The sequence below is a fragment of the Pseudomonas sp. NPDC090208 genome (assembly GCF_044746785.1).
In the GTDB taxonomy this organism is placed as follows: domain Bacteria; phylum Pseudomonadota; class Gammaproteobacteria; order Pseudomonadales; family Pseudomonadaceae; genus Aquipseudomonas.
The window spans coordinates 141,042-162,577 of sequence record NZ_JBIVCU010000013.1; the positions used below are offsets into that span (position 1 = coordinate 141,042).

Consider the following 21,536-nt stretch of genomic DNA (forward strand, 5'->3'; position numbering starts at 1 on the left):
CGTCCGCTGGCAGACAACCCGGCTCGATCATAGCCAAAAAACGACGCAATGCCACTGATCCGGCGAATATCCCCGGACATCCACTACATAGCGACTTCGAAGCTGAGTAGTATCACCATATTTCAAACGAAAAATGGAATTTCCTTGATGGATTTCAGCTCTGGTCTTACGCGCCCGCCCACGCGTCGCAGCTGGCAAAGTCCTTTTGGGCGAGATAGCCGCGGGTTTACCTTGATCGAATTGATCGTGGTGGTGGTGATTGTGGCGATATTTGCGGCGATTGCCGTGCCGGGCTTTTCCAACCTGATTCATCGCTATGCGGTCAGAGCGGCCAGCAACGAGCTATATGACCTGCTTCAGTACGCCCGGGGCGAAGCCATCACCCGGTCGGCAGCGATCACGATCCAGGGTGCCGGCGGCGCCAACACTGGCTGGGCCGGTAACGTCAGGGTGTTCCGGGTCAACGACTCGAACAATTCACTGCGCCAGTTGGGCACTGCCGGCTTGCAGAACAATGTCACGGTTGCTTCGGGGATTGGCGCGCTGACGTTCAGCCCGATCGGCACATCCTCTTCAGCGGCCTGCTTCACTTTCACTTACACCAACGATGCTCAGGTAGCACCGGCTTACGTCACGGTGCTGACCAGCGGGCGCGTCACGCCTCCGGTGGCAGTAAACCCGGGAGGATGCCCGTGATGGCACTGACTCGCACCCGCTCGGCGGGTTTCACCATGATCGAGGTATTGGTCAGCCTGTTGATCATTGTCATCGGCATACTCGGCATGGTTGCCCTGCAAAGCAAAGCGATCCCGTATACGCAGGATTCTGTACAGCGCAACACCGCAATGATGCTGGTCGACGATCTGGTGGAAATCATTCGTACCAAAGGCGACGACTGCACGTCCGGCAACAACTGTTTGAAGGCACCCGGCGCATCGTTCCCGGCGGCTCCCGCGACCTGTATTCCAACACCCACTCTACTCCCCGATCAGATCGGTTGCTGGGCTGTACGCGCAGGTAATGCGCTGCCGGGCGCCACCGCACTGTTGTCGAGTGGCAATTTTTTTATCTGCCGAAGCGTCGTGCCCGGAGACGAGACCGTGGGGTCTTGCGCCACCACCAATGCCACCAATACCGAAGTCGAGATTCAGGTGGGCTGGACCGTCAAACAATCAGCCGACTGCATGGCCGGAAGCGCATCCACTACGCCCGGTGTATGCACCTATCGCTTGAGGACCCGCGTCAGATGAAGCCGATTTCTTCATTTTCCAGGCAGACGGGTTTGTCCCTCATTGAGCTGATGGTTGCCATGCTCATCGGGCTATTCCTGATACTGGGCGTCACGCAGATTTTCATCAGCAACCAAAGCAGTTACCTGTTCCAGCAAGGTCAGCTGGGAAATCAGGAAAATGGTCGGTTTGCGTTGGCCATTCTGAATCAGGAACTGCTCAAGGCCGGTTATCGCAGCAACCTGGTATCGACATTGCCAGCCGATGCGTCACTGGCTGGGTGCAATTTTCCGGACGGCGCTGCTGTAGTCGCCGTGTCTTCGACCTCATTTTGCGTGCAATACCAGACGACCAACCAACTGGATCTCACTTGCCAGGGCACCGGCCTGATTGCAGCAGACCGAAATGCGATCACTACCCCTTACTCGACCAAGGGGTACGAGAACTCGACGCGCCCAAGAATCGTCGAAAAAATCTGGTTCGATGCGACAAGCAGTTCGATCACCTGCACAACCAGCGCCGGGGCACAGCAAATGGTTACCGGTGTCAAAGACGTCCGTTTCGAATACGGCTCAGGCACCAAAGGCAGCCGGACAGTGACGGCATTCAGCGCTGCCCCGCCCGCTGCGGACATGATTGGTGCCGTGCGCTACAGCGTACTGATGCAAAGCCCCGGTACCGCGCGAACTCGCGACACATCAACAATCGCTCCAGCGCTACAGGAGTGGAACACTCGATACAACACCGCCTACAACGACACCGTGAGCATTTATCAGATCGTGCAGGGGACAACCATGATCAGGAACCAGATGCAATGAACGCCTGGCCTCCTCTGAGCCGACTAATTGGTTCAACCAACGCGCAAAAAGGCGCGACTCTGATCGTGGCAATCATCATGCTGTTGCTGTTGACCCTGCTTGCGCTGTCCAGCATGCGGGGCGTGTCCCTTGAGTCGAGAATCACCGGCAACCTGAAGCTGCAGAAAAATCTGACTGCAGCTGCCGAGGCCGGGCTGCGCATGGGCGAATCAAGTATTGGCTTCTGGAAATGCCAAGGCACTGATACAGGCAGCAGCGCCGGAACCGGTGCCCAGAACGACATGCCAAAGCCGTGTATCAACTACCTGAAACTCACGCCCAATGCCAATGGCGATTACGCCGCACAATTCACCGCCGCCAACCTGATATACGTCAACTCGGTCAACACCGGATATGGAGACGTAAAAATCCAGTGGTACATCGTCAGTATGAGCAATATCGGCAACCAGACCGTCAATGGCTGCGCCCTTAATCAGAATGGCTGCATACGCAGCTATTACGAAATCACTTCCTGCGCATCGACCGTATTGTGCTCCAGCGACACGACCACACAGCGGGTCATCATGCGAAGCGTGTTCTCAGTTGCTGTTCCCAAAACTTGAAACAGGTCAGTCACGCAATGACAAACCAGCCCAAAGCATTCAGCCGTTGCATCGCGATCCTGACCTGTCTGCTATTAGTGCCGTTTTCTTTCGCCCAGGCTGCGGTCAGCCAGGTGCCGGCGCAGTTGCCGCTGTTCGTCAACAACTCGGTGCCGCCACTGAACATGCTGGTGGTGGGACGTGACCACAAGCTGTTCTTCCCGGCGTACAACGATGCGTCGGACCTGGACGGAGACGGCTCGATCGATATTCGCTACAAGCCCTCGATCGATTACCTCGGCTATTTCGACTCGCTGACCTGCTACAGCTACGGCAGTGGCTACTTCACGGCGGCGTCGAAGACCACCAAGGCCAACCTGAAAAAATGCCCGGGCAGCTGGAGTGGCGACTACCTCAACTACCTGACCACTTCCCGCGCCGATGCGTTGCGCAAGGTGCTGTACGGCGGTTATCGCGAGGTGGACACCACCACGCAAACCATTCTGACCCGCGCCTATATCCCGACTGACGCACACACCTGGGGCAAGGAATACCGCAGCCCGACGGTCGACGGTTACAACCTGTCCGACTACACCCCGCTGTCCAACCCGACGGGCAGCAACTACACCCTGTTCGCCAACAACACCCAGTCCTCTGCGCCCTTGCTGCGGGTACTGTCCAACGTATCCAACATCCGCATTTTCGGCTGGGTATCCCGCGAAGTGACCCAGGGCGGTTCGGTGGCCACCAACACCAGCTTTCAGGATGTCGTGGTCACGCCAACCGACTATCAGGTCCGCGTCGAGGTCTGCAAAACCGGTTTTCTCGAAAGTAACTGCAAGCTCTACCCCAACGGCAAGTACAAGCCCACCGGTATCCTTCACGACTACGGTGAAGGCAACCAGATGTACTTCGGCCTCATGACCGGCACCTATCAGAACAACATCCAGGGCGGCGCCATTCGCAAGGCGATCAGCAGCTTTTCCGATGAAATCGAGACGTCTACCGGTATTTTCGGCACCAAGAACGTTCTGGGCGTCTACGTCAAAAGCGGCATCATCGGCACCCTTGACGGTCTGCGTCTGACCTCCAGCGGTTGCAGCACGTCCGGCAACAGCATCACCAACGGGGCCTGTCAGAACTGGGGGAACCCGTTGGCCGAAATGATGTTCGAGACTCTGCGCTACTTCAGCGGCACCACCACACCGACCACCGGCTTCCTGTCCGGCGCAGGCGACACTCTGTTGGGGCTGAGCGGCCTGACCAGCTGGGTCAATCCGTATTCGTCGACACCAGATGCCAACGCCAGCCCGCCGACGTTCCCGTACTGCGCCAAGCCGTTCGAAACCCTGTTCAGCGACGTCAACCCGACCTACGACTCGGACCTGCCCGGCAGTGCCTATAGCACCACCAACGCCCCCAGTACGACGACCGCGCTCAACGGCTTCAGCGCACAAAGCCTGGGGCAGACCATCTGGAACACCGATGTCGGTGCAGGCAACAAGAACATCAACATCGGCCAAACGCCTTCGGTCAGTGACCTCGCGCCCACCTCGAAGGTCGCGTCCAGTCTGGGCAACATTCGCGGCCTGCCTGAAGAGCCGACCAAGCAGGGAACATTCAACGCCGGTGCTGTCGCTTATTTCGGCAACACCAACCCGATTACCTCGCTGGGCAGCCAGAAGGTACAGACGTTCTCGATCGCTCTGTCCTCGACCTTGCCGCGTATTCAGATGCCGGTCGGTGACGGCACCATCACGCTGTTGCCGTTCGGCAAGGTCACCAGCGGTGTCACCGAACAGATCACCGGTTTCTACATCGACTCGATGTACAACATGCCCGGCCAGCCCACCGACACCACCGTCAACGGTGGCCGGGCACAAGCGATTTTCCGCGTGGTGTTCGACGACTGTGGTCAGGGTTGCGACTACGACATGGACGCCATTGTCCTGTACACCGTCGCCGTCAATGCCTCGGGCACGCTGGACGTGACGTTGCAGACCGCCTATTCGGTCTCCGGCGCTGAATCGCACATGGGCTATACCATCTCGGGCACAACCAACGACGGTATCTACATCGAAGTCACCGGTGGTGGCAGCGCCAACCAGCATTATTCGCTGGACACCCCGGGCACAAGGCTTCCGGGAGATTGCGTTCCGTCCAACGCCTGTACCGGCACCAGCGATCTATTGCCCGGCAAGAACGGCTCCAACCAGACCACCTCACGGGGCGACACTCACACCCGCCGGTTTACACCGTCGTCGGCACGCTCGGTGACCAACCTGCAGGATCCGTTGTGGTATGCAGCCAAGTGGGGCGGATTCGGCGGCGCGGCCAACACCTCCACGAGTACTCCGGCAGATGGCGAGTGGGACTCGAACAACAGTGGCACGCCGAACAACTACTTCCTGGTGAGTAACGCCTCGACCCTGAAACAGCAACTGGACGCGGCCTTCAACCAGATTCTGCAAAAGAACAGCTCGGTCTCCGCCCCGGCGGTCACCCCTGCGCTGGGTACCAACAATTCAACTGCCACCTACTTGAACAGCCTGAACGTGGCAACCTGGAGCGGTGACCTGATCAAGAGCACCACCACCTACACCTCAACCAACCCCAACGGCACAACCGTGCAAAACTGGTCGGCGTCCGCCCAGATGCCGGTGTGGAGTTCGCGCAATATCGTGATGGCCAACGAAGCAGGTAGCGCTCTGGTTCCGTTTACCTACGCCAACCTAGCATCCCGCACCTTCGCAGGCGTCGCACTTCAGGGCACGCTGACATCCGATCAGGTCGACTTCATCAAAGGTGATACCAGCAAGGCGGTCTCCAACTTCCGTCGCCGCGGCACCCTGATTGGTGATCTGGTGAACTCGTCACCGGTGGTTGTCAGTAACGCGCTGTATGAGCCCACAATCGCCGACACGCTCAATGGTACAGCGGGGACTTACGCCACATTCCGAACTTCGATGAGTACCCGCCGCGGCCAGATTTACGTCGGCTCCAACGACGGCATGCTGCATGGTTTCGATACAGCAACCGGCGTCGAGAAGTTCGCATTCATTCCTTCTGCCGTCATTGCCAACCTCAACGTGCTGACCAACAAGGACTACAACACCAACTCGGCATTGCATCGCTATTTTGTCGACAACACGCCGGTGGTGGCCGATGTCTATTTCGGCGGAGCCTGGCACACGATTCTGGTCGGCAGCCTGGGAGGAGGCGGACGTGAAGTGTTCGCGCTGGATGTCACCAACCCCGACAACATCACCCTGCTCTGGGAGTTCACTTCGCAGAACGACGTCGACCTGGGCTCCACATTCTCCATCCCCGTCGTCGTCAAGCTCCACTCCGGAGAATGGGGCGTGGTCTTTGGCAACGGCTACAACGGCAACAACGGCAACGCCTCACTGTTCGTACTGAATGCCTCTACAGGTGCCGTGATCAGCAAACTGACCACCTCGGTCCAGGGCAACAACGGCCTGTCATCGCCGGTCATTCTGGATGCCAACTCCGACGGTATCGCCGATTATGCGTACGCCGGAGATCTGCTGGGCAATCTGTGGCGCTTCGACCTGATTGGTTCAGGCTCGCTGACCGCCACCGCAGTGGCCGGCAACTACAAGGTCTCGTTCAGCAACAAGCCGCTCTACACTGCCACCGTCAGCGATACAGCCAACTCGGCCGTACAGTCGATCACCGCCCCGCCCACCGTCATTGCTCATCCATCTGCGGCAGGCACGTTGGTCATCTTCGGCACAGGTCGCTATTTCGCCTCGGCAGACAAGACCAGCACAGACTTGCAAACACTTTATGGCATCTGGGACAAGCAGACTGCTGCTCAAACCGCCTCGTCGACGCCGGTGTTGAACCGCTCGACGCTACAGGCCCAGACCATCACGTCGCAGGCAAACAACGTCGACTTCTCCGGCACCAGTAACAACATCCGACTGGTCAGCCAGAACACCGTGGACTGGAACAGCAAATACGGCTGGTATCTGGACTTTTCCGTAGGTGGCTCGCTGCTCGGCGAAAGGCTGGTGGACCCGCTTAACATCGTGGGTAGCGTGCTCCTTGCCTCGACGAGGACACCCAGTAATGATGTTTGCAGTCCGGGCGTCAGCGGCTGGATCTATGGCCTGAATCCGTACACCGGCGGCAGAACCACGTTTACCGTTTTCAACTTGCGCCGAAACGGCACCATCAGTAGCGCCGACAACTACAACGACAATGTGGTCAGCGGTTATAGCTCTGCAGCCGGCTCGATTACAGCCAGCACAACCAATGACGGTAGTAACAACTCGGTTGTCATCGACCCCTCGGGTCAATTGACCAGAGCAAACGACGATGCGTTTCTCGATGGCCGCCAGAATTGGCGCGTCATTCCATACCAATGAGGTTTTCATGCATTTGCGACTGAAGAGACTGCGCGGCTTCACCTTGATCGAACTGATGGTGACGGTAGCCATTGTCGCCATCCTCGCGGCAGTGGCACTTCCCAGCTACACCCGCTACGTCCAGCGTGGTTATCGCTCGGAAGGTCTTGCCATGCTCAATGATGCGGTCGCCCGGATGGAGCGCTTTTACGCGCAAAACAACAGCTATGCCGCCACGAACCTGGCAGGAATCGGCATCACCAACGCCAACTCGGCAAGCGGTCGTTATACGCTGAGCTTCACCGCAACGCCGACTGCAACGGCCTACTCGCTGCAAGTCGCTCCTCAAGGAGCACAGGCTACAGATACCTGCGGCACGCTGAGCATCACCCAGGACGGGACCAGAACCTCGTCAACAGGCGCGGCCAACTGTTTCTAAGCGTCGGATCTAACGCCCCCAACACCGCGCCACACTGGCATCCGCCGACATCCCCCGGTTGTCGCGTTTGCCAGTGTTTTCCAACACGAATGCCCCACAACGGTCCCCCGCCATCGGCGTTCCGCCACGTGGCATCGCCACCAGCGTAAAAGTCTGTTCAGCACGTTCGGCGTTGATCGAGTAGAACGCATTGCCGTCGCTGACTTCGTGCTTCAGCACAGGAGGGCCAACGGCGTCTGTGTACTGCCCGGCTCTTGAGTAGAAACGCTCAAGCTTCTGCGCCTCCTCCACCAGTACCGATGCGATTTCCGCGCGCCGGGCTTTTTGCGTGTATTCGCTGTATTGCGGATAACTCACCGTCGCCAGAATCGCGATGACGGCGATGGCGATCAGCAGTTCGATCAGGGTGAAGCCCTTGCCGCCTTGGTCGTTCATTGGCGCTGCCTCCACAGGATGCGCTGCCCTTCGCTGTAGACGCTCTCCAGCACGGTGCGTGATGTGCCTTGCGTGGCAACGGCGGTGATCCTGTGTAGCGTCCATGTCTTGTCGGGCGGGCCTGGTTCGACACCGGTGGGGTCATCGGTCTCGCCCAGATGCTGAATGCCGTAGAAGCCGCCCTGCGTGGCGACCCAGTCGATTCCGGAGCGACCGTTCATGCCACCTGTGGTCAGCGTCAGCGCTTCTGCCGGTGGCAGGCACTGTGCAGGTGTCGAACATGCCGGCAATGCGGAACCGAACGTCTGTAATTCACCCTGGCGCAACAGTGCTTCGGCCTGTTGAAATGTGGCGTCGCGCAGCCTGAGACTGCCGGCGACCTTTTCCTGAAGCGTGGCGTTTTGCATGGATGACACGGCCAGCAGGCTCAGCAACAGCAAGAACACCAGGCACACCACCATCACCACACCGCGTTGTGTGTTCATGATCAGCCCTTATCCAAGACGGTTACGAAGGGTGGCAACCACATCGAAGGTTTGCTCCCGGGCGCGATTCGCAGGATCGAACAGGGTCAGCGACAGGCGTACGCTGCGAATCAGTGCAGGGTCGGCGTGGGTCGCGTAGCGCGCGATACCGGGCTCACCAGCAGCATCTGCAACGCCGAACAGCACGCTGAACGCCTTCACGTTGCTGATCAGCGGCTGGCCGTCGAGCGCCAGTTCGTTGCGCGCCTTGTTGAAGCGGTAAATGCGTTTGTAAATCGGGATGGCGAATTCATTCGGTTGCAGTTTCGGCGTCTTTGATCGGTGGTAAGCCGCCGCGAAGCGGGTGCAATCGGTATGCAACGTCCAGGTGTGCCAGGTGGTGTCTGGTCCGGCAGCGGCGCCGATCAGGGTCAGAGCCTGTCGCGCCGCATCCCAGTGAACCGGCTGCTGCAATGCGCTGGAAAACGCTCCACTGGTGGCATCCTCCACCTCCGCCAGACAACGCGGCACGCCTGCCAGGCGGATTTCCTGAAGCATTTTTGCCAGCACGAAGCGCGCATCTTCCTGCAAGGCGGCCGATGAGGTCTGGCTCAGCCAGGTGTTTTTAGAGCTGAGAAATACTTGGGTCAGGGCCAGAGACAGGATCAATCCCAGCAACAGCGCCAGCATGATTTCCACCAGACCGAAGCCTGCCGAGCTGCGTTTCATGGCATGTCCCGCCCGGCAATCAGGCTGCTTACAGTGAGCAGTTGTTTCTCACCGGCTTGTTGCCCGGCGCGGGCGTCGTTCCACTCCACGGTCACTGTCACTTGGGCGCCGGTCACGGCGACACTGGCCTGCACATCCTCACCGGCCATGCGTCGCAGTTGTCGGGCAAAGTCGAACAGGTCCTGATCGCGTGGGCTGTCCAGATTACCGAACGCTGGCGCCTGTCCGAGCGACGACAACGCGTAGTGGCTATCCGGATTGGCGCGGATGCGCTCCAGCAAATCGTGGGCAAGGAAGCTGACCTGGCTGCTGCGCATGGCGCTGTCGCTGTACTTCAATGCATTGAGTTGCAGCAACGCCGCGCCCAGCACGCCCAACGAAAACACCAGCAACGCCACCAGTACTTCGGTCAACGCCATCCCTGTCTGCCCTGCTCTACTGCCCATCGGTCTCTCCTGCAAATCCACTGGCAGGCACCATTGAAGACGATCGGCAAAGGCCCGCCCGACGGCTGTGTTACCGCAGCTTTCGGACATATCGGCTGACAATCGGCAGGCTTGTCAGCGCACCCCGCTGAAGGTCTGCTGAGCGTCCGCTGTTCACGGAGGGACAACATGAAACAACAGGGACTGACGCTGATCGAGCTGCTGGCAGGGCTGGCACTGATCGCTATCGTGGCAACACTTGCGGTGCCGGCTTTCGCCTCGCTGATCGACGCGCAACGTCGTCAGGACGCCGCGCAGCAGCTTTCCAGCGGATTGAGGCTGGCGAGGGCCGAGGCGATTTTACGAGGGCAACCGGCGGTGATGCAGGCGCAGGAAGAAGACTGGAGCCAAGGCTGGCGAGTGTTTGTCGACAGCAACCAGAACTTGTTGCACGACGTGGGTGAGCCATTGCTGGTCGAGCGCAGCGCTTATCCACAGGTCAAGGTGACGGGTAACAGCAAAGTGGCGAGCCGTGTGGGTTTCGACAGCACGGGAAGGCCGCTGAACAATGCCAATGGCACGCTGGCAGTCTGCCTGAAAGACGCCGCCAGCAGTCACTCACAGGTGGTGATCGCCGTTACCGGGCGCGTCACGCTCAGGCGCGAGGGCTTCAGCAGCGAGCCCTGCGCCTGAAATAGAAGGTCGTTACTGAACCTGCTTGACCCGCAATTCCTTGGGCATCGAGAAGGTGATGTTTTCTTCACGGCCAGCCAGCTCGTCCGCACCGATGGCGCCCCAGGCCTGTAGCTGCTGAATGACACCGCGTACCAGTACTTCCGGTGCCGAGGCACCTGCGGTGATCCCAATACGCTGCACGCCATCGAACCAGCTGCGCTGCAGATCTTCGGCGCCGTCGATCAGATAGGCCGGCGTTTCCATGCGCTCGGCCAGCTCGCGCAGACGGTTGGAGTTGGAGCTGTTCGGGCTGCCGACCACCAGCACCACATCGCATTCGTCAGCCAGTTGCTTGACCGCATCCTGACGGTTTTGCGTGGCGTAGCAGATGTCGTCCTTGCGCGGACCGCCGATGCTCGGGAAACGCGCACGCAGGGCGTCGATCACGCGGCTGGTGTCGTCCATCGACAGCGTGGTCTGGGTGACGAACGCCAGTTTTTCCGGATTCTGTACCTGCAGGTTGGCAACATCTTCCTCGTCTTCGACCAGATAGATCGCGCCGCCGTTGCTAGCGTCGTACTGGCCCATGGTGCCTTCGACTTCAGGGTGGCCTTCGTGGCCGATGAGGATGCACTCGCGACCGTCGCGGCTGTAACGGGCCACTTCGATGTGCACCTTGGTCACCAGCGGGCAGGTGGCATCGAACACCTTCAGGCCACGGCCGGCCGCTTCGCTGCGCACGGCCTGGGAAACACCGTGGGCGCTGAAGATGACGATCACGTCATCCGGCACCTGATCCAGCTCTTCGACGAAGATTGCGCCACGGCTGCGCAGGTCTTCGACGACAAATTTGTTGTGCACCACTTCATGCCGCACGTAGATCGGCGGGCCAAACACTTCCAGCGCGCGATTGACGATTTCGATCGCACGGTCCACCCCGGCACAGAAGCCACGTGGGTTGGCGAGTTTGATTTGCATGGTGGGCCTCGTGTCGTGCGCGCAAGAAATAGCGAAAACAATAAAAACCATTGTAGGAGTGAGCTTGCTCGCGATGAAGCGCTTACATTCAACATGGTCGTTGACTGAAACCCAGCAATCGCGAGCAAGCTCACTCCTACAGGTGACCTTGTTCGGTCATTACAGCGATTTAACCTCGAAGATCTGTACTTCGAAGGTCAACGTCTTGCCCGACAGCGGATGGTTGAAGTCGACGGTGACCTGATCATCGTCGAACGCCTTCACCACGCCCGGTAGCTCAGTATTGGCCGCATCGTTGAAGATCACCAGCAAGCCTTCGCCCAATTCCATGTTTTGAAACTGCGAACGCGGCATGATCTGCACGTTTTGCGGGTTTGGCTGACCAAAGGCATTTTCCGGCGGCACTTCCAGTGTCCGGTGATCGCCGGCCTTGAAGCCGAAGATCAGTGCTTCGAAGCCCGGCAACAGGCTACCGTCACCGACCTTGAACGTGGCCGGGGCCTTGTCGAAGGTGCTGTCGACGGTGTCGCCGTTTTCCAGACGCAGGGCGAAATGCAGGGTGACTTCCGTGTTCTGACCGATGCGTGTTTCCTGTAAAGCGTGTTCAGTCATGAACGGTTTCTCCGGTTTTCTTGCTCTTGAACATATCCAGGGCAAGCATGATCGCGCCGACAGTAATCGCACTGTCGGCAAAGTTGAAGGCTGGGAAATACCAGCGGGTATCCCAATGGACCAGCACGAAATCGATCACATGACCGATCACGATGCGGTCGTACAAGTTGCCCAGCGCCCCGCCCAGCACCAGTGCCAAAGCGACGGCGAGCCAGGTTTCGTTGCGCCCCAGGCGCTTGAGCCAGACCACCAGCACCGCACTGACCACGATGGCGATCAGTGCGAACAGCCAGCGCTGCCAGCCGGAGCTGTCAGCCAGGAAGCTGAAGGCAGCGCCGGTGTTGTAGGCCAGGGTCCAGCTGAAGTAGCTGGGAATGACCACGATCTGCTGGTAGAGGCTCAGCGAGTTTTCGAAGTAGTACTTGCTGGCCTGGTCGATGACCAGGACCAGCACGCTCAACCACAGCCAGCTCAAGCGGCCCATACGGCCGGCCGACGCATCAGGCATAGTGACGCACCTCGCCGGCACCGCTGATGTTGTCGACGCAGCGACCGCAGATTTCCGGGTGCTCAGGGTTCGCACCGACGTCCTCGCGGAAGTGCCAGCAGCGGCCGCACTTGGCGTGACCGGACTTGACCACTTTCAGCTTCAGGCCGGCGACATCGGTAACCACGGCATCGGCCGGTGCGCTGACGAACGGCGCAACGCTGGCAGTGGAGGTGATCAGCACGAAGCGCAGTTCGTTGCTCAGCTTCGACAGGTCGGCCACCAGGGCATCTTCGGCGTACAGCGTCACTTCGGCCTGGAGGTTGCCGCCGATGGCCTTGGCCGCCCGCAGGTTCTCCATTTCCTTGTTGACTGCCACCTTGACCGCCATGATCCGGTCCCAGTAGGCGCGGTCCAGCTCGAAGCCTTCCGGAAGTTCGCTCAGGCCTTCGTACCAGGTATTGAGCATCACCGACTCGTTGCGCTCGCCCGGCAGGTACTGCCACAGCTCGTCGGCGGTGAATGCCAGGATCGGCGCGATCCAGCGCACCAGCGCTTCGGAGATGTGGAACAGCGCGGTCTGGCAGGAACGACGGGCCTTGCTGTCGGCACCGGTGGTGTACTGACGGTCCTTGATGATGTCCAGGTAGAAACCGCCCAGCTCCTGCACGCAGAAGTTGTGCACTTTCGAGTAGACGTTCCAGAAGCGGTATTCGCTGTAGTGCTCTTCCAGCTCGCGTTGCAGCAGCAGCGCGCGGTCAACGGCCCAGCGATCCAGCGCCAGCATGTCTTCGGCCGGCAGCAGGTCGGTGGCCGGGTTGAAGCCGGTCAGGTTGGAGAGCAGGAAACGCGCGGTGTTGCGGATACGACGGTAAGCGTCGGCGCTGCGCTGCAGAATGGTTTCCGAGACGGCCATTTCGCCCGAGTAGTCGGTGGCCGAAACCCACAGACGCATGATGTCGGCGCCCAGTGTGTCGTTGACCTTTTGCGGTGCGATGACGTTACCCAGCGACTTGGACATCTTGCGACCGTTCTCGTCCACGGTGAAACCGTGGGTCAGCAGCTCGCGGTACGGCGCGTTGCCGTCGATGGCGCAACCGGTCAGCAGCGACGAGTGGAACCAGCCGCGGTGCTGGTCGGAGCCTTCCAGATAAAGGTCGGCACGCGGGCCGCTCTGGTGGCCCATCGGGTGCGAACCGCGCAGGACGTGCCAGTGCGTGGTGCCCGAGTCGAACCAGACGTCGAGGGTATCGGTGATCTTGTCGTACTGCGCGGCCTCATCGCCAAGCAGTTCGGCGGCGTCCATCTTGAACCAGGCTTCGATGCCTTCCTGTTCGACGCGTTTGGCGACTTCTTCCATCAGCTCGACGGTACGCGGGTGCAGCTCGCCGCTTTCCTTGCTCAGGAAGAACGGGATCGGCACGCCCCAGTTGCGCTGACGGGAGATACACCAGTCCGGACGGTTGGCGATCATCGAGTGCAGACGCGCCTGGCCCCAGGCCGGTACGAACTTGGTGTCTTCGATGGCCTGGACCGCGCGGTTACGCAGGGTTTCGCCAGTGTTCGGCTGCTTGTCCATGCCGACGAACCATTGCGCGGTGGCGCGGTAGATCAGCGGCGTCTTGTGGCGCCAGCAGTGCATGTAGCTGTGGGAAATGGTTTCGGTGTGCAGCAGCGCACCGACTTCCTGCAGCTTGTCGACGATGGCCGGGTTGGCCTTCCAGATGAACTGGCCGCCGAAGAACTCCAGGGATTGCGCGTAGACACCGTTGCTCTGCACCGGGGTCAGGATGTCGTCGTTGACCATGCCGTAATGCTTGCAGGTCACGAAGTCGTCTTCGCCGTAGGCCGGAGCCGAGTGAACCACGCCGGTGCCGGCGCCCAGCTCGACGTACTCGGCCAGATAGACCGGCGACAGACGCTCGTAGAACGGATGACGGAAGTTGATCAGCTCCAGCGCCGAACCCGACGCAGTCGCCAGCACCGAGCCTTCGAGGCTCCAGCGCTTCAGACAGGCTTCGACCAGCTCTTCGGCCAGCACCAGCAGACGCTCGCCGGTATCGACCAGCGCGTAGCTCAGCTCAGGGTGAACGTTGAGTGCCTGGTTGGCCGGGATGGTCCACGGGGTGGTGGTCCAGATCACGATGGCGGCAGGCTTGCTCAGGCTCGACAGGCCGAACGCGGCGGCCAGCTTGTCGGCATCGGCCACCGGGAAGGCGACGTCGATGGTCGACGATTTCTTGTCCTGATATTCGACTTCGGCTTCGGCCAGTGCCGAACCGCAGTCGAAACACCAGTTGACCGGCTTCAGGCCCTTGAACACGAAACCGTTCTTGACCATTTCCGCCAGCGCACGGATTTCCCCGGCTTCGTTGACGAAGTCCATGGTGCGGTAAGGGTTGGCCCAGTCACCCAGCACGCCCAGGCGAATGAATTCGGCTTTCTGGCCTTCAATCTGCTCGGCGGCATAGGCGCGGCACAGTTCGCGGGTCTTGTCCGCCGGCAGGTTCTTGCCGTGAGTGACTTCGACCTTGTGCTCGATCGGCAGACCGTGGCAGTCCCAGCCCGGCACGTAAGGCGCGTCGAAGCCCGACAGGGTCTTCGAGCGGACGATCATGTCCTTGAGAATCTTGTTGACCGCATGACCGATGTGAATATTGCCGTTGGCGTAGGGAGGACCGTCGTGCAGAACGAACTTTGGACGATCCTTGCCAATTTCGCGCAGCTTCTGGTACAGGCCAATGCTGTCCCAGCGCTGCAGAATTTGCGGCTCGCGCTGGGGCAGGCCGGCCTTCATCGGGAAGGCGGTGTCCGGAAGATTAAGCGTGGCTTTGTAGTCGGTCATTTCAGGCTCTAGGTTAGCGGTTGACCATGCCCCAGTGGGCACGGGCGGCAGCGACATCCGCATCGATCGCCGTCTTCAGCGCCTCCAGGGAGGCAAAACGCTGCTCATCACGCAGCTTTTGGTGGAAAACCACCGTCAAACGCCGGCCATAGATATCGCCGGCAAAATCCAGAAGATGTATTTCCAGGTGCGGGCGTCCATCCCCCGCCACGGTCGGTCGTACGCCGATGTTGGCGACACCCGGCCAGACCTTGCCGTCGATTTCGGCGCTGACCAGATACACGCCACTCAGCGGCACTCGGCGACGCTTGAGCTGCACGTTGGCAGTGGGCGTACCCAACTGACGCGCCAGCTTCTGGCCATGCAGCACCCGGCCGGTGATTTCGAAACGACGACCCAGCAGATGCTCGGCCAGGGTGAAATCGGCCACCGCCAGCGCGTTGCGTATTTTCGTGCTGCTGACGCGCACACCGTCGATTTCCACGGTCTGCGCGGCTTCCACGGTAAAGCCCTTGGCGGCGCCGGCCTGTTGCAGAAAGTCGAAATCGCCGACCCGGTCACAGCCGAAGCGGAAATCGTCACCGACCTCCAGATGCTTCACGCCCAGGCCGTCGACCAGTACGGTGTCGACAAACTCGGCGGCGCTCAGCTTGCTCAGGCGCTGGTTGAACGCCAGGCACACGACCTGATCGATGCCTTCACCGGCGAGCAATTGAAGCTTGTCACGCAACCGGGCCAGACGCGCCGGCGCGGTGTCCGGGGCGAAGAATTCGCGCGGCTGTGGCTCGAAAATCACCACGCAGCTGGGCAGGCCCAACTCCACGGCCCGTTCACGCAGCCGCGCCAGGATAGCCTGGTGACCACGGTGAACACCGTCGAAATTGCCAATGGTGGCGACGCAGCCCCGATGCTGGGGGCGCAGATTGTGAAGGCCTCGAACCAGCTGCATAACGCGCTTCTTGCTCATAAAGTGGCCGATTATAACCACACACCGCCGTCAACGACAGGCGACACTTCAGGACAGCACACGGCAACCGTCGTTAACCGGCAAAAACCGACGATTGAGCCTACATGATCGCCTTGCGGGCGAAATGCCGGACACGGAACCCCAGCAACAGCAACATGCCGAAATACGTCACCACGCCCGCCGCCACCAACACGCCAAGGCGCAGGAAACGCTCGGTCATCTGACCGTCGGACCAGCTCGGCATGAAGTGCATCAACCCCAGCAACACCGCCGACATCACGCCGACCGCCGCCAGCAGCTTGAGCAGAAACACCGGCCAGCCGGGCTGCGGCTGAAACAAGTCATGCCTGCGCAACTGCACGTACAGCAGGCCGGCATTGATACAGGCGCCGACGCTGATCGCCAGCGCAAGCCCCGCGTGCTGCAGCGGCCCGATAAAGGCAAGGTTGAGCAACTGGGTGACCACCAGAGTGAAGATCGCGATCTTCACCGGAGTGCGAATGTTCTGTTGGGCGTAGAAACCGGGGGCCAGCACCTTGATCATGATGATGCCCAGCAGCCCGACTGAATACGCGACCAAAGCACGTTGGGTCATGGCCGCATCTTCGGCATCGAACTTGCCGTACTGGAACAGCGATACGGTCAGCGGCTCAGCCAGCAGGCCCAGCGCCAGCATGCACGGCAGCACCAGCAGAAAACACAGGCGCAGGCCCCAGTCGAGAATCCGCGAGTACTCGTGACGATCCTTGTTGGCGTAGGTTTTCGACAGGATCGGCAGCAGGATCGTCCCCAGCGCCACGCCCAGCACGCCGGACGGCAACTCCATCAGACGGTCGGCGTAATACATCCACGACACCGAGCCTGCGACCAGGAACGACGCGAAAATGGTGTTGATGATCAGGGAAATCTGGCTCACCGACACACCGAGCATTGCCGGCAGCATCTGTTTCATGACCCGCCAGACGCCGGTATCGCGCAGGTTGATGCGCGGCAGCACCAGCATGCCGATCTTTTTCAGATGCGGCAGTTGATACAGCAATTGCAGCAAGCCTCCCGCCAGTACCGCCCAACCCAACGCCATGACCGGCGGATGGAAGTACGGCACCAGAAACAGCGCAAAGAAGATCATCGCCAGGTTGAGCAGGGTCGGCACGAAGGCCGGCACCGAGAAACGGTTCCAGGTATTGAGGATCGCCCCGGCCAGCGAGGACAGCGAGATCAGCAATATATAAGGAAAGGTGACCCGCAACAGATCGGTGGTCAGCTGGAATTTTTCCGGGGTGTCGGCAAAGCCGGGCGCTGTCGCCCAGATCACCCAGGGCGCGAAAACGATGCCCAGCACCGTGACCAGCGCGAGCGCCAGTGTCAGCAGACCGGTGACATACGCGACAAAAGTGCGACTCGCCTCCTCGCCTTGCTGGCTTTTATATTCGGCCAGGATCGGCACGAACGCCTGGGAGAACGCCCCTTCGGCGAAAATTCGCCGCAACAGGTTGGGCAGCTTGAACGCAATGAAGAAGGCATCGGTCGCCATTCCGGCGCCGAACGTGCGGGCGATGATCGTGTCACGGACAAAGCCCAGCACCCGCGAAAGCATCGTGATAGAGCTGACGGCTGCCAGCGACTTGAGTAGATTCATCGAAAATGTATGCGCCCGACCGAAGGAAGCGCCAAAGCGCCTTCCATTTGTGCGATACTCCGCGCCGCAAAAAGCACAGAGCCAAAACCCGCGAGTTTACAGGTCGCACGCCGGAAAGAAATCACTCCGGTTCTACACGGCGACCACTCAGCGGAACGCATCATCCGCCCTTGACAACCCTTCAACTCATCGGCATGATTCGCGGCCTATTTTGTTAGCTATTTACCAAGTCTTTCGAGGAGCTCGACGGTGGCCAACTCACCTTCCGCCAAAAAACGTGCAAAACAGGCTGAGAAGCGTCGCAGCCACAACGCCAGCCTGCGTTCCATGGTTCGTACCTACATCAAGAACGTAGTTAAAGCCATCGACGCAAAAGACGCAGACAAAGCACAAGCTGCTTACGTTCTGGCTGTGCCAGTTATCGACCGTATGGCCGATAAAGGCATCATCCACAAGAACAAGGCTGCTCGTCATAAGAGCCGCCTGAACGGTCACATCAAGGATCTGAAAGCCGCTGCTGCTGCTTGATCTGTTGATTGATTGTTTAAAAAACCGACCTTAGGGTCGGTTTTTTATTGCCTGCGATTTACCGACACACCACCCAAAGACCAGACCCAGAACCTATGGGAGGGAGCCCTGCTCGCGAAAGCGCCAGACCAGACGACCCATCATCGACTGGCATGACACTTTCGCGAGCAAGGCTCCCTCCCACAGAGGCATGCATCACCCGGGACTTACATACCGACCTAGGGCGCCGGCGCAGGCGCCCACGGCAGGATCGGAATCGCTGTCACGGCATTCTGCGGACTGCCCTCGATGACCCGGTCGCTATAGACCAGGTACACCAGGGTGTTGCGCTTCTTGTCGAGGAAGCGCACTACCTGCATGGTCTTGAACACCAGCGATGTGCGCTCCTTGAACACCTCCTCGCCATCCTTGAGCTGATCCTTGAAATGGATCGGCCCGACCTGGCGACAGGCAATCGACGCTTCGGCACGATCCTCAGCCAGCCCCAACCCACCTTTCAGGCCGCCAGTCTTGGCACGGGACAGGTAGCACGTCACACCATCGACCTTCGGATCATCGAACGCTTCTACAACAATCCGGTCGTTCGGGCCGACGAATTTGAACACCGTCGACACCTGACCGATCTCCTCGGCAGAGGCCAGCAGCGGCAACATCAGCAGCGCACCCACGATCCCTTTCACGATTCGCATCACGACTTCCTTATTGAGACAGCGTTCAGACCAGGATCAGGTTGTCGCGATGAACCAATTCAGGCTCGGCCATATAGCCCAACTCGCGAACGATGGCGTCGGACGGCTGACCGATGATCTTCTGTGCCTCCAGCGCGCTGTAGTTGCTCAGACCACGGGCGATTTCGCGACCGTCCGCCGCCACGCACACCACCATTTCGCCGCGACGGAAGCTGCCCTGAACCACTTTCACACCCACCGGCAACAAGCTCTTGTTGCTTTCGGTCAGCGCTTTTACCGCACCGTCGTCCAGCACCAGCGTACCGCGGGTCTGCAGATGCCCGGCCAGCCACTGCTTGCGCGCAGCCAGCATGCCGCGCTCCGGCGACAGCAGCGTACCGAGCTGCTCACCCGCCTTGAGACGCGCCAGCACGCGCTCGATACGCCCACCAACGATCACCGTATGTGCCCCGGAACGCGCCGCCAGACGCGCAGCGCGCAGCTTGGTCTGCATGCCGCCACGCCCCAGCGCACCACCGGTACCACCCGCCACCGCATCCAGCGCCGGATCATCGGCACGCGCTTCGTAGATCAGCTGAGCTTCAGGATTGTTGCGCGGATCGGCATCGAACATGCCATCGCGGTCGGTCAGAATGACCAGCAGATCAGCCTCGACCAGGTTGGCCACCAGCGCCGCCAGCGTGTCGTTGTCACCAAAACGGATTTCGTCGGTAACCACGGTGTCGTTCTCATTGATCACCGGCACCACACCCAGCTCGACCAGCGTACGCAGCGTACTGCGCGCATTGAGGTAGCGCTTGCGGTCGGACAGGTCGTCGTGGGTCAGCAGAATCTGCGCCGTGTGCCGGTCATGCTCGGCAAAACTCGACTCCCAGGCCTGCACCAACCCCATCTGACCGATGGCAGCCGCCGCCTGAAGCTCATGCATGGCACTCGGTCGTGCAGCCCAGCCCAGTCGACTCATCCCGGCAGCCACCGCACCGGATGAAACCAGAACCAGTTCGACGCCTGCTTCATGCAGCGCCACCATCTGCTCGACCCAAACACCCATCGCATTGCGGTCAAGACCCTTACCGTCTGCTGTCAGCAGCGCGCTTCCGATCTTCACCACCCAACGCTGGGCACCTGTTACCTTGCTGCGCATGATCTTTCAACCTTAAGCCAGAGAGTCCATATTCAAGATACTAAAACGCCGCTCCAGAGAGCGGCGTTGCAGTTTACTTCACTTGATCACTCACGGACGTAAATGATTTCCGGACCGTCTTCATCGTCCTCGAAATCATCATCCCAATCGTCATCACTGGCGTCATGCACGCTCTTCACGCCACTGCGACGCAGCGCACGCTTGTCGTCCAGCGCCTGCAGCTGAGCACGCGCCTCGTCTTCGATACGCTGATCCAGCTCGGCCAGTTCTTCGGCGTAGGCCGGGTCATTGGCCAGACGATCAGCGCGATCTTCCAGGTAACGCATGATGTCGTGACTGATGCGCTCGGTGCCCAGCTTGGAAATCGCCGAAATCATGTACACCGGACCGGTCCAGTTCAGGCGCTCGACAATCGCTGCCTTGACCGCCTCATGCTGATCTTCCGGCAGCATGTCGCACTTGTTCAGCACCAGCCAGCGATCGCGATCCGACAGCGCAGGGCTGAATTTGACCAGCTCGTTGACGATGACTTCTGCAGCATCGGCCGGATTGCTTTCATCCAGCGGCGCCATGTCGACGAGGTGCAGCAGTAGGCGAGTACGCGCCAGGTGCTTGAGGAAGCGAATCCCCAGACCGGCACCATCGGAAGCACCTTCGATCAGGCCCGGAATGTCGGCAATGACGAAGCTCTTCCAGCGATCGACGCTGACCACACCCAGGTTCGGCACCAACGTGGTGAACGGATAGTCGGCAACCTTCGGCTTGGCGGCCGACACCGAACGAATGAAGGTGCTCTTGCCGGCATTCGGCAAACCCAGCAGACCGACGTCGGCCAGCACTTTCATTTCCAGTTTCAGGTCACGCTGCTCACCCGGCTTGCCCGGCGTGGTCTGACGCGGCGCACGGTTGGTACTCGACTTGAAGCGAGTGTTGCCCAGACCGTGCCAGCCACCCTGCACCACCATCAGGCGCTGACCGGCTTTGGTCAGGTCACCGATGATTTCCTGAGTGCCCGCATCGATCACGGTCGTGCCGACCGGCACGCGCAGGACCAGATCCTCGCCCTTGCGCCCGGTGCAGTCGGTGCTGCCGCCATTGGAACCGCGCTCGGCTTCAAAATGACGGGTGTAGCGATAGTCGACCAGGGTGTTGAGGTTCTCGTCGGCGACCATGAAGATCGAACCGCCATCACCGCCATCACCACCGTTGGGACCACCGTTTTCGATGAATTTTTCGCGACGGAAGCTCATGCAACCGTTGCCGCCGTCACCAGCCTTCACCCGAATGGATACTTCATCAACAAACTTCATAACGCACGCCTCCCGTCACAAAGACGAGCAAACAACATAAATTCATAAGGCTCTTGCAAAGATGAGCGTTGCGGTACCGATCAAAAACCAGCGCTTCACACCACAACGGCCCACACAAACAGCTTTGCAAGAGACTCACCAGGGCGGCAATTTCCCCGCCTCTACAAAC

General features: G+C 59.9%; 21 protein-coding genes. 8 read left to right on the top strand and 13 right to left on the bottom strand.

Features of this window, described 5'->3' with window-relative positions:
* Positions 1-147: 147 nt before the first annotated feature.
* Genes ACIPL0_RS21315 through ACIPL0_RS21340 form a run of 6 tightly spaced genes read left to right on the top strand, consistent with a single transcriptional unit; the run spans position 148 to position 7,440 of the window.
* Positions 148-696: a GspH/FimT family pseudopilin gene (locus ACIPL0_RS21315; protein WP_400596553.1), complete on the top strand. Its 549-nt coding sequence runs from the start codon at positions 148-150 to the stop codon at positions 694-696.
* Positions 696-1,250, top strand: coding sequence for a type IV pilus modification protein PilV (gene pilV / locus ACIPL0_RS21320; RefSeq protein WP_400596426.1), 555 nt, complete (start codon positions 696-698; stop codon positions 1,248-1,250). The genes ACIPL0_RS21315 and pilV (ACIPL0_RS21320) overlap by 1 nt, the downstream gene beginning before the upstream one ends.
* Positions 1,247-2,047: a PilW family protein gene (locus ACIPL0_RS21325; RefSeq protein WP_400596427.1), complete on the top strand. Its 801-nt coding sequence runs from the start codon at positions 1,247-1,249 to the stop codon at positions 2,045-2,047. Before pilV (ACIPL0_RS21320) ends, ACIPL0_RS21325 begins: the two co-directional genes overlap by 4 nt.
* Positions 2,044-2,649, top strand: coding sequence for a PilX N-terminal domain-containing pilus assembly protein (locus ACIPL0_RS21330; RefSeq protein WP_400596429.1), 606 nt, complete (start codon positions 2,044-2,046; stop codon positions 2,647-2,649). The genes ACIPL0_RS21325 and ACIPL0_RS21330 overlap by 4 nt, the downstream gene beginning before the upstream one ends.
* A gap of 17 nt (positions 2,650-2,666) precedes the next feature.
* Positions 2,667-7,022, top strand: a complete 4,356-nt coding sequence (locus tag ACIPL0_RS21335) for a pilus assembly protein (RefSeq protein WP_400596432.1) — start codon at positions 2,667-2,669, stop codon at positions 7,020-7,022.
* 7 nt (positions 7,023-7,029) lie between these two features.
* Positions 7,030-7,440, top strand: a complete 411-nt coding sequence (locus ACIPL0_RS21340) for a type IV pilin protein (protein ID WP_400596434.1) — start codon at positions 7,030-7,032, stop codon at positions 7,438-7,440.
* A 9-nt stretch (positions 7,441-7,449) separates the two neighbouring features.
* On the opposite strand, the gene ACIPL0_RS21345 is transcribed toward ACIPL0_RS21340, so the two are convergent.
* From ACIPL0_RS21345 to pilV (ACIPL0_RS21360), 4 genes are read right to left on the bottom strand one after another with little or no spacing between them, the layout of a single operon-like run.
* Positions 7,450-7,875, bottom strand: a complete 426-nt coding sequence (locus tag ACIPL0_RS21345) for a type IV pilin protein (RefSeq protein WP_400596436.1) — start codon at positions 7,873-7,875, stop codon at positions 7,450-7,452.
* Positions 7,872-8,360 carry a PilX N-terminal domain-containing pilus assembly protein gene (locus ACIPL0_RS21350; protein WP_400596438.1) on the bottom strand — a complete coding sequence of 163 codons (489 nt, stop codon included), beginning with the start codon at positions 8,358-8,360 and terminating at the stop codon, positions 7,872-7,874. Before ACIPL0_RS21350 ends, ACIPL0_RS21345 begins: the two co-directional genes overlap by 4 nt.
* Positions 8,361-8,369: 9 nt before the next feature.
* Positions 8,370-9,068, bottom strand: coding sequence for a PilW family protein (locus ACIPL0_RS21355; protein WP_400596440.1), 699 nt, complete (start codon positions 9,066-9,068; stop codon positions 8,370-8,372).
* Positions 9,065-9,514: a type IV pilus modification protein PilV gene (gene pilV, locus ACIPL0_RS21360; protein WP_400596442.1), complete on the bottom strand. Its 450-nt coding sequence runs from the start codon at positions 9,512-9,514 to the stop codon at positions 9,065-9,067. The genes ACIPL0_RS21355 and pilV (ACIPL0_RS21360) overlap by 4 nt, the downstream gene beginning before the upstream one ends.
* A gap of 168 nt (positions 9,515-9,682) precedes the next feature.
* Here pilV (ACIPL0_RS21360) and ACIPL0_RS21365 point away from each other — a divergent pair, with 168 nt between their 5' ends.
* Positions 9,683-10,186, top strand: coding sequence for a GspH/FimT family pseudopilin (locus ACIPL0_RS21365; protein ID WP_400596444.1), 504 nt, complete (start codon positions 9,683-9,685; stop codon positions 10,184-10,186).
* Between the two features lie 12 nt (positions 10,187-10,198).
* On the opposite strand, the gene ispH is transcribed toward ACIPL0_RS21365, so the two are convergent.
* The 6 genes from ispH to murJ all read right to left on the bottom strand — a co-directional run bounded on the left by ispH (position 10,199) and on the right by murJ (position 17,696).
* A complete protein-coding gene (ispH, locus tag ACIPL0_RS21370; RefSeq protein ID WP_400596446.1) occupies positions 10,199-11,146 on the bottom strand; it encodes a 4-hydroxy-3-methylbut-2-enyl diphosphate reductase in 948 nt (315 codons plus the stop codon).
* Between the two features lie 159 nt (positions 11,147-11,305).
* Positions 11,306-11,758 carry a peptidylprolyl isomerase gene (locus ACIPL0_RS21375; RefSeq protein WP_400596448.1) on the bottom strand — a complete coding sequence of 151 codons (453 nt, stop codon included), beginning with the start codon at positions 11,756-11,758 and terminating at the stop codon, positions 11,306-11,308.
* Positions 11,751-12,266, bottom strand: coding sequence for a signal peptidase II (lspA, locus tag ACIPL0_RS21380; RefSeq protein WP_400596450.1), 516 nt, complete (start codon positions 12,264-12,266; stop codon positions 11,751-11,753). Before lspA ends, ACIPL0_RS21375 begins: the two co-directional genes overlap by 8 nt.
* Entirely contained in the window at positions 12,259-15,090 is a 2,832-nt protein-coding gene (gene ileS, locus ACIPL0_RS21385; RefSeq protein WP_400596452.1) for an isoleucine--tRNA ligase, read from the bottom strand. The genes lspA and ileS overlap by 8 nt, the downstream gene beginning before the upstream one ends.
* A gap of 13 nt (positions 15,091-15,103) precedes the next feature.
* Positions 15,104-16,039 carry a bifunctional riboflavin kinase/FAD synthetase gene (gene ribF / locus ACIPL0_RS21390; protein WP_400596454.1) on the bottom strand — a complete coding sequence of 312 codons (936 nt, stop codon included), beginning with the start codon at positions 16,037-16,039 and terminating at the stop codon, positions 15,104-15,106.
* Between the two features lie 118 nt (positions 16,040-16,157).
* Positions 16,158-17,696, bottom strand: a complete 1,539-nt coding sequence (gene murJ / locus ACIPL0_RS21395) for a murein biosynthesis integral membrane protein MurJ (protein WP_400596456.1) — start codon at positions 17,694-17,696, stop codon at positions 16,158-16,160.
* 249 nt (positions 17,697-17,945) lie between these two features.
* Between murJ and rpsT the strand changes: the two genes are divergently transcribed.
* Positions 17,946-18,224: a 30S ribosomal protein S20 gene (rpsT, locus tag ACIPL0_RS21400; RefSeq protein ID WP_400596458.1), complete on the top strand. Its 279-nt coding sequence runs from the start codon at positions 17,946-17,948 to the stop codon at positions 18,222-18,224.
* 218 nt (positions 18,225-18,442) lie between these two features.
* Here the strand turns inward: rpsT and ACIPL0_RS21405 are convergent, their stop codons facing one another.
* From ACIPL0_RS21405 to cgtA, 3 genes are all read right to left on the bottom strand, one after another.
* Positions 18,443-18,913 carry a CreA family protein gene (locus tag ACIPL0_RS21405; RefSeq protein ID WP_400596460.1) on the bottom strand — a complete coding sequence of 157 codons (471 nt, stop codon included), beginning with the start codon at positions 18,911-18,913 and terminating at the stop codon, positions 18,443-18,445.
* 25 nt (positions 18,914-18,938) lie between these two features.
* On the bottom strand, positions 18,939-20,057 hold the full coding sequence (gene proB / locus ACIPL0_RS21410; RefSeq protein WP_400596462.1) for a glutamate 5-kinase: 1,119 nt from the start codon (positions 20,055-20,057) through the stop codon (positions 18,939-18,941).
* A gap of 86 nt (positions 20,058-20,143) precedes the next feature.
* Positions 20,144-21,367 carry an Obg family GTPase CgtA gene (cgtA, locus tag ACIPL0_RS21415; RefSeq protein WP_400596464.1) on the bottom strand — a complete coding sequence of 408 codons (1,224 nt, stop codon included), beginning with the start codon at positions 21,365-21,367 and terminating at the stop codon, positions 20,144-20,146.
* Positions 21,368-21,536 lie beyond the last annotated feature (169 nt).